This is a genomic window from Paraburkholderia ginsengisoli NBRC 100965 (genome assembly GCF_000739735.1).
In the GTDB taxonomy this organism is placed as follows: Bacteria; Pseudomonadota; Gammaproteobacteria; order Burkholderiales; family Burkholderiaceae; genus Paraburkholderia; species Paraburkholderia ginsengisoli.
Genome location: NZ_BBJF01000017.1, coordinates 103,175 through 115,555, shown reverse-complemented (window position 1 = coordinate 115,555; position 12,381 = coordinate 103,175). Strand labels below are relative to the sequence as shown.

Genomic DNA, 12,381 nt, shown 5'->3' with positions numbered 1-12,381 from the left:
GGGAATTTGATTACCAATGAGACATTGCCAATGAGTTGTCGCGCATCATGGGCACACGGGCGCGGCGCGTGCTCGACCCGGAGCGTCGTGTTCGTCACTTGAGGAACGGGATCATCCGGCCGAGCAGTCCGTCGCGGTCGACGAACTGATGCTTGAGCGCGGCCAGCACGTGCATCGCGACGAGCGCCAGCAACGTGTAGTTGAGCAGCACGTGGACCGTGCGCAGCGTGGCCTTGAGCGCCTGATCCGGGCCGATGAGGGTGGGCAGCGGCAAGACGCCGAGGTACACCACCTGGATGCCGGCCGCCGAGCTGTAGAAGTAGCCGGACAGCGGAATCGCCAGCATCAGCAGATACAGCAGGCCGTGCACCAGATGCGCGGCCGCTTTCTGCCACGCGGGCGTGGCGGCGTCGAGCGGCGGCGCGCGGTGGCTGGCGCGCCACAGCACGCGGAGCACGGCGAGCACGAACACGGTCACGCCGATCCACTTGTGCCACGAGAAGTACTTCAGCTTGGTCGGCGTGAAGCCGGGGATATCGGTCATGATCCAGCCGATATAGAAGCCGCAGACGATCAGCGCCGCGATCAGCCAGTGCAGTGCGATGGCCGCGCCGTTGTAGCGTTCAGAGCCGGAAGGACGTGAGGGCATGTTGTTGTGCTCGTGGATTGCGAGGTATTGCCTGCGGTTGCCTCGATGTTGCCAGGCGTATTGCCGGGGCAATGCATGTGAATGCGGATGGTAGGGATGCCGATGAAAACTGAATAGGCGGGTGCGAGGGAACAGATTGTTGTAGCGGTGACGCTAATGTGATTGAAATACGCGCGCGCTGTGGTAATTTCCGGCTGACCCGCCAGAAGGAACCACACCCATGACCGGCACTGGAAAGCAATCTGTCGCCCTCAGCGCGAATTTTTTGCGGCACGATCTGCATGAAGCAGCGCCTCGCGCCGCACGCGTCGAAGGCTACATGGAACACGACGCCGCCGTCTATCGCACGCTGCTCGAATCGACCGAAGCGATCCTGTGGAAGATCGACTGGGCCACGATGGAGTTCGCCTATGTCGGCTCGCAGATCGAAGCGTCGCGAGCGGCGGCGACCGCACGGGCATGCTACGTGCGATGCGGCTTGCTCGAGGCATCCGTTTGTCGTCGACGCTTACCAGCGCCAACGCGCGCGCATACGACCATCCATCCAGGGCCCATGCTGTGAATTCCGTTTTTCTGTCTTGGGGCATCGCCGCCATCGCCACGGCCGGCGTCATCACGCGGCCATTCAAGTGGCCCGAAGCCGTGTGGGCCGTCGCGGGCGCGCTATTGCTGGTGTCGCTCGGACTGCTGCCGGCGCACCTCGCGTTCGAGGCGATCGGCAAGGGCACCGACGTCTATCTGTTTCTGTTCGGCATGATGCTGCTGTCGGAAGTCGGCCGTCGTGAAGGACTGTTCGACTGGGTCGCGGTGCTCGCGGTCAATCATGCAAAGGGTTCGCCGCGCCGGCTGTTCGTGCTGGTGTACCTGGTCGGCGTGGTGATCACCGCGTTTCTGTCGAACGATGCCACCGCCGTCGTGCTCACGCCGGCCGTGTTCGCCGCCGCGAAGAAAGCGAAGACGCCGCCGCTGCCGTTGCTGTTCGTCTGCGCGTTCGTCGCCAACGCGGCGAGCTTCGTGCTGCCGATTTCGAACCCGGCCAACATCGTGCTGTACGGCAACCACACGCCCGCGCTGGGCGCGTGGATGATGCGCTTCGCGTTGCCGTCGGTGCTGTCGATCGTCGCGACCTACGCGATGCTGCGCTGGACCCAGCGCGACGCGCTTGCCGGCGTCTGCGAGGCGAATCTCGAAGCGGTCGAACTGTCATCGAGCGGCCGGGTCGCGTTGGCCGGCATCGCGGTGACGGCGGGCGTGCTGCTGACGGTCTCCGCGTACGATGTCCCGCTCGGCATGCCCACCGCGATCCTCGGCGCGCTGACCGCGCTGCTAGTGCTGCTGATTGAGCGCAAGTCGCCGCTGCCGATGATCCGCGAGATTTCGTGGAGCGTGCTGCCGCTGGTCGCGGCGTTGTTCGTGCTGGTCGAGATGCTGGATCACACGGGTGTCATTTCGACACTCGCCACCACACTTCGGCGCGCGACCGAACACAACGAACTGGCGACGGCGGGTTGGGCGGGCGCGATCGTCGCGTTCGGCAGCAACCTGATGAACAATCTGCCGGCCGGATTGATCGCAAGTTCGACGGTGATGCAGGCGCACAGCCCGGAGCGCGTGATCGACGCGCTGCTGATCGGCGTCGATCTCGGACCGAACCTGTCGATCACCGGTTCGCTCGCGACGATTCTCTGGCTCAACGCGATTCGGCGTGAAGGCGAGGACGTGAGCTTCATGAAATTCCTGAAGGTCGGCGTGCTCGTGATGGTACCGGCGCTGGTGCTGGCGCTCGGCGCGCGGCTGCTGACGGGCTGAGCGGGGGAAGGCGGAAGCACTGCGGGTCGATGGGTCGTGCGCGCCGACCTTGGCGCTGCGGCGCGGCGAATCGCGCTGCTCGCGCGCTACCGTTCGGCGCAGACCGTTTGCTTCGCTTCGCCCAGCATGCGCAGTGTCGCTTCGAGCCGCGCGACGCGCGCGCGTTGCGACGGCATCATCGACGCATCGTGCAACGCGCGCAGCCGTCGATGCCAGTACGACAGCGGAAAGCGATCGCGCGTCGAGATCCGCCCGAAGACGACTTCAAGGTGCGCGATTTCCCTGTCTATGTCCTGATAGCCCATCTGCTGTTTCCGCAAAGTGTGGAGTGGTCCGACGCTAGTCAAGATCAGACAGCAAGCGCCATTCCACCGCGCCGCGATGCCCGCGATGCTCACGCGGGCGCGGTCTCGCTTTGGGTCGGATACGGATCGAATGCGCGTGGAAGCCCGGCCGTTCCGATGGTGTGCTCGTGACGCTGAAGTGCCGTGACGCAGGAAGCGCTGCTTGCGCAGGCCCGCTGTGCCGGCAGACGAAAGTTACGCCAGGTGCCGTCGCGACGGCACGACAAACTCATTTCATTCAATGTCACGACGAGGCTGCGTGCAGGCAGGCGCGGGCGTATCCGCGCGTGCGCGTATGTATGAAGCACATGCTGCGCGCGAACGGCGAAGCCGCAGGACGGCCTTCGCTGGCACTCACGCAAACCCGTGACATAAGTCGACATGATTGCGCGATTGCCAGCCGGCGACGCATCCCCAAGAATTCGGCCTGTCATCGAAGCGGATCGCGGCATGAGCAGGCGACGCAAGATGGCTCAACCGCAATCGAAGGAGTCAGTCATGAAAAAAATGCTCGCCGCCATGCTGCTGTGCTGCGCGTCCACCGTCACGTTCGCACAGAGCGCCGCGCCCGAAGCCGGCAACCCGCAGCGCATGGAGCGCATGGCGCAGCAGTTGCAAACGCGCTTTGCAAATGCCAACACCACGCGCGACGGCAAGCTCACGAAGCAGCAGGCCGACGCGGGCATGCCGATGGTCGCCCGGCATTTCGACGAGATCGACACGCAGAAAGCGGGCTACGTCACGTTGCCGCAAATCGCGGCATTCATGCAGGAACGCGGGGCAGCGCACTGAGCGGCGCAGGTATCGGCGGGATCGTAGAAGCGTGGAGCGACCCGACGTGCTCGATGCGCGTCACGTGCCGCACGGAATGCGCGAGCCACAGGTGTGCGAATCCGCAGCCGACGCGCAATGCCACGAGACTTGCCGTGCCGCTTATTCAGCTTTGTCCTGCTTCGTCTGGCGTCGTGCCGCGCGCGCCGCTAGCCCTTCAGTCGAACTGTCAGCCGTACGTTGACGCCAGAAAACCGCGCGATGAAACCTGCCACGTCCCGCCGCCTGCGCCTCGTCAGCACGTCGCTGATCGTCACGCTCGGCGCGGCGCTAACGGGCTGCATCACAGTCGGCCCGGACTTCAGACAGCCGGACGTGACACTCGAAGATCAGTGGTTCGAAACATTGCCGGCCGGCATTCCGAACGCGCCCGACGCGCAAGCGGCATGGTGGACCGCATTCAACGACCCCGTGCTCACCGCGCTCGAACAGCGCGCGTATGAACGCAACCTGACGCTGCAGGTGGCCGGCCTGCACATCTTCAAAGCGCGCGCGCAACTCGCGATCAGCGAACAGAACCTGCTGCCGCAATCGGGCAGCGTGTCCGTGGGTGCGAGCCATATCGACACGAGCGGCGTCGGTCCGATTCCGCCGGCTCATTTGTGGGCCGGGCATCTGCATGTGAACGCGGGCTGGGAAATCGATTTCTGGGGCAAATATCGCCGGCAGATCGAATCGGATCGCGCGCAGTTGCGCGTGTCGGAAGCCGCGTACGACAACGCGCTGGTGTCGCTGTTCGCCGACGTCGCCAACGCGTACATCGATCTGCGCGCGCTCGAACAGCGCATCGCGGTCGCGCGCGAGAACCTGAAGTCGGTGCAGCAGAGCCTCACGCTGACCCAGGCGCGCTACCGGAGCGGCGCGTCGAGCCAGCTCGATGTCGAGCAGGCCGCCACGCTGGTGGCCGAAACCGAGGCGCAGATTCCGCCGCTCATCAAGGCGCGCGCGCAGGACCGCGACACGCTGGCGGTGCTGCTCGCCGATCCGCCCCACGCCGTCGACGCGCAGCTCAAGGCCAGCACGTCGATCCCGGTGCCGCCGACGCAGATCGACGTCGGCATTCCCGCCGATCTGCTGCGGCGCCGCCCCGACGTACGGCAAGCGGCGCTCAACGCGGCCGCGCAGTCGGCGCTGATCGGCGCGGCGAAGGCGAAGCTGTACCCGTCGTTGTCGTTGACCGGATTGTTCGGCCTGTCGTCGGGCGAACAGCATGGCATCGGTCTGACGCAATGGGGCAGCAAGACGATCGGGCTGTTTTCGGCAGGCATCACATTGCCGATCCTCGATCGCACCCAGTTGCAAAACGCGGTGCGGATTCAGGACGCGGCGTTCCAGGAGGCGGTGTTCGATTATCAGAACACGGTGCTGCAAGCGCAGAAGGAAGTGGAGGACGCGATCTCGGGGCTGCGCACCACGCTCGATGCGCTGGCCGCGTCGGCGCGTGCCGCCGATGCATCGCAGCGCGCGTTGAAGCTCGCCAATGCGCAGTATCGCTCGGGCTCGGTCACCTACGACACGGTGCTCGACGCATCGCGTTCGGCATTGCGCGACGGCGATTCGCTCGCGCAGAACCAGGGGCTCGCCGCGCTCGCGGCGGTGTCGCTGTACCGCGCGCTCGGCGGCGGATGGGAGGTCGCGCAGGGTCAGCAAGTGGTCAGCGAGCAGGTTGCCGAACAGATGGCGCGGCGCACGGACTGGGGGCGGCTGTTGAATCCGCCCGCGAATTCGCCGCTGGCGCGCGCGAGTGGAGGGCAGCCTGAGAATGGGAAATAAGAACATGGCGAAGAACGACATGAGGCAGCGGGGCGGGGCAACCGAGCGTTGCGGGGCACAGGCTGAAACGGAGCCTCGCGCGCAATGCGAAGCGGGACGCTGGGCGGCAGCAGGCGCACGGTTGCGAGCGGCATTAGGAGTGGCATTGGGAGCAGCATTACGCGCGGCACTGCGAGGGGGATTGCAAACGGAGTTGCAAGCAGGACCCAATGCGAAACGTAGCGCTGGACTCGACGCGCGATCCAACGCGCCGCTCAACGCAACGCTAGCAGCACCCGCCACGAGACTCGCCGCCGCCCTCTGTCTCGCCCTCGCGATGACGCTCGCCGCCTGCCGCGATCGCAACGCGGCTGCATCACAAAGCGCGTTGCCGCAAGTCAGCGTGACGCGGCCGCTCGCGCGAGAGGTACGCGAGCAGATCGATCTGAGCGGCACCGTCGCGCCGTCGGCGACGGTTACGCTGGTGGCACGCGTGCAAGGCACGTTGAAGGAAATCGGCTTCACCGACGGGGCTTACGTCAAACAGGGGCAACTGCTCTTTCGCATCGAGCCGGACACGTACCGCGCGCAACTCGTGTACGACCAGGCCGCGCTCGATAACGCCGAGCAGGAACTGAAGCGCCAGAAACAGCTCACAACCGACAACGCGACCTCCGAGTCGACGTTGCAGAAAGCGCAGACCACGCGTGACCAGGCGGTGGCAAAACGCGACATGTCGCGCATCAATCTCGGCTACACGGACATCCGTGCGCCGTTCGCGGGCCGCATCGGCGCGCGCGCGTTCGACGTCGGCAATGTGGTCGGCGCGTCGGACGCCGCGAAGCTCGCCACGCTCGATCGCGTCCAGCCGGTTTATGTGAACTTCACACTGAACGAGCGCGACGCGACCCGCATTGGCCTCTTCACGCGGCCGCCGCGCACGGTGCGCGTGAACGTGCTCGGCGTGCCCGCCGCGCAGGGCGAGGACGCCGCGCTCGAATTCGTCGATACCCGGGTGGACCCGGACAGTGGCGCGCTCAGGTTGCGTGCCGACATCGCGAATCCGGACGCGCATCTGATTCCGGGCATGTCGGTCGAGGTGCATGTTCCCGCCGGCGCGCCGCATAACGTGCTGCTGATTCCCGATACCGCGTTGCTGCGCGAACAGGCCGGCGCGTTCGTGCTGGTCGTCAACGGCGCGGGCGTGATCGAGCGGCGCGCGGTGACGACCGGCGGGCTGTTCGGCGGGCAGCGCGCGATTTCCGCAGGCCTTACCGCCGAAGACCAGGTTGTGACTGGCGGCGCGCTGGCCGTGTCGCCGGGCGTCAAGGTGCGGGTGGTCTCAGGCGTCGCGCAGGGCCGTTCATGATCCGCTTCTTCGTCGAGCGTCCGGTTTTCGCCAATGTGATCGCGTTGATCGTGATGCTGCTGGGCGCGGTCGCGCTCATCAATCTGCCGATCGCGCAATATCCGCCGATCACGCCGCCGACCGTGCAGGTGGTCGCGCGCTTCCCCGGCGCGAGCGCCTCGACGCTGATCAATCGCGTCGCGCTGCCGATCGAGTCGCAGGTGAACGGCGTCGAAAACGCGCTGTACATGCAGTCGACCAGCACCAACGACGGTACCTACACGCTCACCGTCACCTTCGCGGTCGGCACCGATGTCGATAAGGCCCAGGTGCTGGTGCAGAACCGCGTGTCGGCCGCCACCGCGCAACTGCCGCAAGCGGTGCAGCAGCAGGGCGTGACCGTGCGCAAGCGCTCGACCGCGATCCTGCAGCTGTACACGCTCGAATCGCCCGACCCGGGCTATGACTCGCTGTTCCTCAGCAATTACGCGGTGATCAATCTGCGCGATACGCTCGCGCGTTTGCCTGGCGTCGGCGACGTGACTGTGTTCGGCACCGGGCAGTACAGCATGCGCGTGTGGCTCGATCCGCGCAAACTGAGTCAGCGCAGTCTGAGCGCCGCCGACGTGATGCAGGCGATCCAGAGCCAGAGCCGGGACGTGAGCGCGGGCCAGCTCGGTTCCGAGCCGAACGCGGGCGGCTCGGCGTTCCAGCTCACGGTGACGATGCAAGGCGCGCTCTCCACGCCGCGCGAATTCGACAACATCATCATCAAGGCCGATCCGAACGACGGCGGCCGCTTCGTGCGGATTCGCGACGTCGGGCATAGCGAACTCGGCTCGTCGAGCTATGGACAGTTCTTCAATCTCGACGGCAAGCCGGCGGCGGGCATCGCGATTTATCAGTTACCCGAAGCCAATGCGCTGCAGGTCGGCAATGCGGTGAAGTCGACCATGGCCCGTCTCGCGAAGAACATGCCGAAGGGCATCAGCTACCAGCTGCCGTTCGACACGACCGTGTTCGTTCGGCAATCGGTGATCGACGTGTACAAGACGCTGTTCGAAGCGGCGCTGCTGGTGCTCGCGGTGATCCTGCTGTTCCTGCAGAACTGGCGCGCGATGCTGGTGCCCGCCACGACGATTCCGGTGACGATCGTCGGCACGTTCGGCGCGATCTACCTGATGGGTTTCTCGATCAACCTGCTGACGCTGTTCGCGATCGTGCTGGCAATCGGCATCGTGGTCGACGACGCGATCGTGGTGGTCGAAGGGATCACCCAGCACATCGAGCGGGGCAAGACGCCGAAGCAGGCCGCGATCGACGCGATGCACGAACTGCTCGGACCGATCGTCGGCATCACGCTGGTGCTGATCTCGGTGTTTCTGCCGTCGGCGTTTCTCGGCGGCGTCACCGGCCAGATGTACCGGCAGTTCGCGCTCGTCGTGGTGGCGACCACGGTGATCAGCGCGATCAACGCGGTCACGCTCAAGCCGGTGCAAAGCGTGCGCTGGTTGCGCCACGCGCGGCCCGGCAAGCCGAACGTCGTGTATCGGGTGTTCGACAAAGGCTATGCACGCGTCGAAGGCGTCTATGTGCGCATCGTGTCGTGGTTCGTGCAGCGCTGCGGTCTCGCGCTCGCGATGGCGCTCGTGCTCGGCGCGGCATCCGCGTTTCTGCTCACGCGCGTGCCGACCAGCTTCATTCCGCTCGAAGATCAGGGCTATCTGCTGATCGCCGTGCAACTGGCCGATGCGGCGTCGCTCGAACGCACGCGCGAGGCGAGCACGCAGATCGAAAAGCGCATAGGCGCGATTCCGGGCGTGAGTCACGTGGTGTCGATCGGCGGCATCTCGCCGCTCGATAACAACGCGTCGCTGCCGAATTCCGCGCTGATCTACGTGACGCTCGACGACTGGAGCAAGCGCGGCAAAGGCGCGGACCTGCGCGCGTTATATCTGCGCATGAATGACGAACTCGCGAAGCTGCCCGATATCCGCTCGGTCGTAATCGTGCCGCCGCCGATCCAGGGCCTCGGCAATAGCGGCGGCGTGCAGATGCAGGTGATGCTCACCGACGGCACGCAGAACTATCGGCGTCTGCAGGAAGCCACCGACACGCTGATCGCGAGCGTGTCGAAACGCCCCGAATTGCAGCGCGTGTTCAGCCCGTTCCGCGCGGCGGTGCCGACCGTCGACCTCACGCTCGATCGCGCGAAGGCCGAGTCGTTGCAGGTGCCGGTCGGCAATGTGTTCGATCTGCTGCAGGATTACGTGGGGTCGAGTTACGTGAATCAGTTCACCGCGTTCAACCATACGTTCCCCGTGTTCGTGCAGGCCGACGGCGCGTTTCGCCGTCAGACCGACGACATCCGCCGTCTGCAGATTCGCAGCAACAGCGGGCATATGGTCGAGCTGGGCACCTTCATCGACGCGCGGCCGGGCGTCGGCCCGGCGGTGGCGACGCTCTACAACCTCGCGCCGGCCGCGGCGATCAACGGCAATCCGGCCGCCGGCTTCAGTACCGGCGACGCGATCGCCGCGTTCGAGCAGGAAGCCGCGCGCATCCTGCCGGCCAGCATCGGCTACGAATGGACCGCGATGTCGTATCAGGAGAAGCTGGTCGGTCATTCGGCGTACTGGATATTCGCGGTAGGCGTGCTGCTGGTGTTCTGCGTGTTGGCCGCGCAATACGAAAGCTGGCTGCTGCCGGTGGCCGTGGTGCTCGCGGTGCCGCTCGCGTTGCTCGGCACGGCCGGCACGCTCGCGCTGCTCGGCGCGGCGAACAACCTGTACACGCAGATCGGGCTCGTGCTGCTGATCGCGCTGTCGGCGAAAAACGCGATTCTGATCGTCGAATTCGCGCGGCATCTGCGCGCGCGGGGCGTGGGTATCGCCGAGGCTGCCGTGGAAGCGGCGCGGCTGCGTTTTCGGCCCATCATGATGACCTCGTTCGCGTTCATACTCGGCGTGGTGCCGCTCGTGCTCGCAACCGGCGCCAGCGCGAGCGCGCGCCGCTCGCTCGGAATTGCGGTATTTTCGGGGATGCTCGCATCGACCTGCATCGCCGTGCTGTTCATTCCGTCGTTCTACGTGCTGTTGCAGCGGCTTTCCGAACGGCACGCGGCGCGGGCGGGCTCACCCCGGATGTCATCCGGCATGCCGCCCGACGCTTAACCGAGGAGCTTTCGCATGGATCGCCCCGCCAAAATCATCGTGCTCGACGACGAAGTCGAACTGCGCAACATGCTGCAGCGGTTCTTGCGAGGACACGGCTTCGACGTGCGCGTCGCCGAGGACAGCAAGCGTCTGGACCGCTACCTGGAGCGCGAGCCGTTCGATCTGCTGGTGCTCGATCTGATGATCGGCGAAGAGGACGGCCTGCAGATCTGCGCGCGTTTGCGCGAGCAGGGCCAGACCTTGCCAATCCTGATGCTGACCGCGAAGGGCGATCCGCTCGACCGCGTGCTGGGCCTCGAAACCGGCGCCGACGATTACCTCGCCAAACCGTTCCTGCCGCGCGAACTGGTCGCGCGGATCAACGCGCTGCTGCGCCGCCAGAAGATCGCGTCGGGCGAGGTCACCGTGACGTCGCAAAGCGTGCGGTTTGGCGACTTCTCGCTCGATGTCGGCAAGCAGGAACTGTCGCGCGCGGGTACGCCGTTGGACATTCACTCGGCGCAGATGCTGTTGCTGGTCGCGCTGGCGTCGTCGCCGAACCGGCCCGTGAGCCGCGACAACCTGTTGGCGCGCGCGCGGGGCCGCGATCACGATGCGCTCGATCGCAGCATCGACGTGCAGGTGTTGCGTCTGCGGCAGATCGTCGAGGACGATCCGTCGAAGCCGCGCTTCATCAAGACCGTGTGGGGCATCGGTTACATGCTGGCCGCGGACGTCGAGTGATGGCGCGCTCGCTGCTGCAAAAGATGCTGCCGCGCACGCTGCTCGCGCGCAACATCGCGCTCCTGATCGTGCTCGTGATGCTGAGCCAGGCGTGCGCGCTCGGCGTGTTGCTGCACTACGTGCAGCGGCCTCGCGTGGAGCGCGCGGCGGCCGTGTTCGCCACCTACGTGAGCACGCTCGACAACCTGCTCGCAGCCACGCCGCCTGCCACGCGCAGCGCGCTGACCGCGCGGCTCGATGCGCGCGCGCAACTGCCGCCCGAAAGCGCCGAAACGCCGAAGCGCAGTCTGGTGCACGCGTATCGGACCTATCAGCGCAACGTGTTTCTCGACAGTCTGCGCGCGCATCTGCCCGCCGACATGCCGGCGCGCTGGCAGACCGAAGGCGGCCAGCGCTTGTGGATTCGCATGCACGCGCCGGCCGACGCGCCGCACGCGCCGTACTGGATTGCGTTGCCGATTCCCGAGGACGCGCAGGGCAACGGACTCGAAGCGGCCATTCTGTTGTCGCTCGGTCTGGGCGTGCTGGCCGCGCTGGCCGGCTACGCGATCCAGTTGCACCTGAACGAACCGCTTCAGGAATTGACGCGCGCCGCGCGCCGCGTGAGCGCCGGCGAAACCCCCGCGCCATTGCCGACCGACGGCCCGACCGAAATCGCCGCGGTGAGCGGCGCGTTCAATCAGATGACGCACGCGTTGCACGAAGCCGAAGCGACGCGCGCGTTGATGCTGGCCGGCATCTCGCACGATATCCGCACGCCGCTCACGAAGCTGCGCCTGTCGATGGCGATGGCGATGCCGCACGGCAGCGATAGCAGTTTCGTGGTCGCCGCCGAGTCGTATCTGGACCAGATCGAAACGATCCTGCAGCAGTTCATGGATTACGCGGGCAGCGGCGAGCGCGAGGCGCCGCAACCCGGTGATCTGAATGCGCTGATCGAGCGGCTTGCCGGCGATTTCGCGGGACTCGGGCACGAGTTCGAGTTGTCGCTCGCGACGTTGCCGACGCTCGCGTACCGGCCGATCAGCATGATGCGGCTGCTGATGAACCTGATGCAGAACGCGATCGTGTACGGCGGCAGCGGCCTCGCCGTGCGGACGTGGGCCAGCGGCGACACGGTGACGGTCGCGGTCGGCGATCGGGGCAAGGGGTTGTCGGCCCAGGAACTGGAGGCGCTGAAGGCGCCGTTTCAGCGCGGCCGCAATGCTCGCGCGCATAGCGGCGGCACGGGGCTCGGTTTGTCGATCGTCGAGCGGATCGCGCGGCTCCATGGCGGCAGCCTGCAGTTTCATCCGCGCGATGGGGGTGGGCTCGAAGTGTGGGTGGTGTTGCCCGTGGCGTTGGTCTGACGCCGGCGGGTGTGTGCTACGCGCTCACTGAGTGTTGGCGTCGCCGCACGTGCGGGCCTTGCGCGGCCGCTCACCCGCGATCGATCCACGCATCCAGTCCGACGCGAAACGCGACGCCCGCGATCACCGGTACCGTCAACATCAGGATGATGCCGAAGTTCGGAATCGGGTCGCCGTACATGAACGTGCTGTAGAGCACCACCGTGGCCACGATCGCGAACACCGCGACGCCCACGGCGATCATCAGCAGATTGCGCACGGTAATCGACATCGGCTTGCGTTTGGCCTTGCCCGGCGTGGTGCTGGCGGTGGGGGTTTCGTCGTGTTGGGCAGGCATGATGATTCTCGTGACCAGGAAGTGCGTGGTAAGGAGCGATGCTGTGCGCCGCTCCGGTGAAAG

10 protein-coding genes and 1 pseudogene are annotated in these 12,381 nt (G+C 65.9%); 8 read left to right on the top strand and 3 right to left on the bottom strand.

Features of this window, described 5'->3' with window-relative positions:
• Positions 1–94: 94 nt before the first annotated feature.
• A complete protein-coding gene (locus tag BGI01S_RS22250; RefSeq protein WP_042328195.1) occupies positions 95–649 on the bottom strand; it encodes a cytochrome b in 555 nt (184 codons plus the stop codon).
• 220 nt (positions 650–869) lie between these two features.
• Between BGI01S_RS22250 and BGI01S_RS29780 the strand changes: the two are divergent.
• Together BGI01S_RS29780 and BGI01S_RS22240 are read left to right on the top strand one after the other, a co-directional pair.
• Positions 870–1,082, top strand: a pseudogene (locus BGI01S_RS29780) (sensor domain-containing diguanylate cyclase); the annotation flags it as partial.
• 125 nt (positions 1,083–1,207) lie between these two features.
• Positions 1,208–2,458 carry an arsenic transporter gene (locus BGI01S_RS22240; protein ID WP_042328193.1) on the top strand — a complete coding sequence of 417 codons (1,251 nt, stop codon included), beginning with the start codon at positions 1,208–1,210 and terminating at the stop codon, positions 2,456–2,458.
• An 86-nt stretch (positions 2,459–2,544) separates the two neighbouring features.
• On the opposite strand, the gene BGI01S_RS22235 is transcribed toward BGI01S_RS22240, so the two are convergent.
• On the bottom strand, positions 2,545–2,763 hold the full coding sequence (locus BGI01S_RS22235) for a hypothetical protein (protein WP_042328192.1): 219 nt from the start codon (positions 2,761–2,763) through the stop codon (positions 2,545–2,547).
• A 537-nt stretch (positions 2,764–3,300) separates the two neighbouring features.
• Here BGI01S_RS22235 and BGI01S_RS22230 point away from each other — a divergent pair.
• From BGI01S_RS22230 to BGI01S_RS22205, 6 genes are all read left to right on the top strand, one after another.
• Positions 3,301–3,594: a hypothetical protein gene (locus BGI01S_RS22230; RefSeq protein ID WP_042328191.1), complete on the top strand. Its 294-nt coding sequence runs from the start codon at positions 3,301–3,303 to the stop codon at positions 3,592–3,594.
• A 240-nt stretch (positions 3,595–3,834) separates the two neighbouring features.
• Positions 3,835–5,406 (top strand): efflux transporter outer membrane subunit, encoded by a 1,572-nt coding sequence (locus BGI01S_RS22225; RefSeq protein ID WP_052400512.1) that lies wholly within the window; start codon positions 3,835–3,837, stop codon positions 5,404–5,406.
• A gap of 316 nt (positions 5,407–5,722) precedes the next feature.
• On the top strand, positions 5,723–6,754 hold the full coding sequence (locus tag BGI01S_RS22220) for an efflux RND transporter periplasmic adaptor subunit (protein WP_084585464.1): 1,032 nt from the start codon (positions 5,723–5,725) through the stop codon (positions 6,752–6,754).
• Positions 6,751–9,906: an efflux RND transporter permease subunit gene (locus tag BGI01S_RS22215; RefSeq protein WP_042328189.1), complete on the top strand. Its 3,156-nt coding sequence runs from the start codon at positions 6,751–6,753 to the stop codon at positions 9,904–9,906. Before BGI01S_RS22220 ends, BGI01S_RS22215 begins: the two co-directional genes overlap by 4 nt.
• Positions 9,907–9,921: 15 nt before the next feature.
• The gene (locus tag BGI01S_RS22210) at positions 9,922–10,632 is read left to right on the top strand and encodes a response regulator (protein WP_042328188.1); all 711 of its coding nucleotides are present in this window, start codon (positions 9,922–9,924) and stop codon (positions 10,630–10,632) included.
• Positions 10,632–11,981 carry an ATP-binding protein gene (locus BGI01S_RS22205; protein ID WP_042328187.1) on the top strand — a complete coding sequence of 450 codons (1,350 nt, stop codon included), beginning with the start codon at positions 10,632–10,634 and terminating at the stop codon, positions 11,979–11,981. The genes BGI01S_RS22210 and BGI01S_RS22205 overlap by 1 nt, the downstream gene beginning before the upstream one ends.
• Positions 11,982–12,051: 70 nt before the next feature.
• Here BGI01S_RS22205 and BGI01S_RS22200 read toward each other — a convergent pair whose 3' ends face one another.
• On the bottom strand, positions 12,052–12,318 hold the full coding sequence (locus BGI01S_RS22200) for a hypothetical protein (RefSeq protein ID WP_042328186.1): 267 nt from the start codon (positions 12,316–12,318) through the stop codon (positions 12,052–12,054).
• Positions 12,319–12,381: the final 63 nt, after the last annotated feature.

Bases quoted from the DNA above. Each gene is read 5' to 3' on its own strand.
- BGI01S_RS22200 (WP_042328186.1), bottom strand. From the start codon at position 12,318: ATGCCTGCCCAACACGACGAAACCCCCACCGCCAGCACCACGCCGGGC.
- BGI01S_RS22210 (WP_042328188.1), top strand. From the start codon at position 9,922: ATGGATCGCCCCGCCAAAATCATCGTGCTCGACGACGAAGTCGAACTG.
- BGI01S_RS22230 (WP_042328191.1), top strand. From the start codon at position 3,301: ATGAAAAAAATGCTCGCCGCCATGCTGCTGTGCTGCGCGTCCACCGTC.
- BGI01S_RS22205 (WP_042328187.1), top strand. From the start codon at position 10,632: ATGGCGCGCTCGCTGCTGCAAAAGATGCTGCCGCGCACGCTGCTCGCG.
- BGI01S_RS22235 (WP_042328192.1), bottom strand. From the start codon at position 2,763: ATGGGCTATCAGGACATAGACAGGGAAATCGCGCACCTTGAAGTCGTC.
- BGI01S_RS22215 (WP_042328189.1), top strand. From the start codon at position 6,751: ATGATCCGCTTCTTCGTCGAGCGTCCGGTTTTCGCCAATGTGATCGCG.
- BGI01S_RS22250 (WP_042328195.1), bottom strand. From the start codon at position 649: ATGCCCTCACGTCCTTCCGGCTCTGAACGCTACAACGGCGCGGCCATC.
- BGI01S_RS22225 (WP_052400512.1), top strand. From the start codon at position 3,835: ATGAAACCTGCCACGTCCCGCCGCCTGCGCCTCGTCAGCACGTCGCTG.
- BGI01S_RS22220 (WP_084585464.1), top strand. From the start codon at position 5,723: ATGACGCTCGCCGCCTGCCGCGATCGCAACGCGGCTGCATCACAAAGC.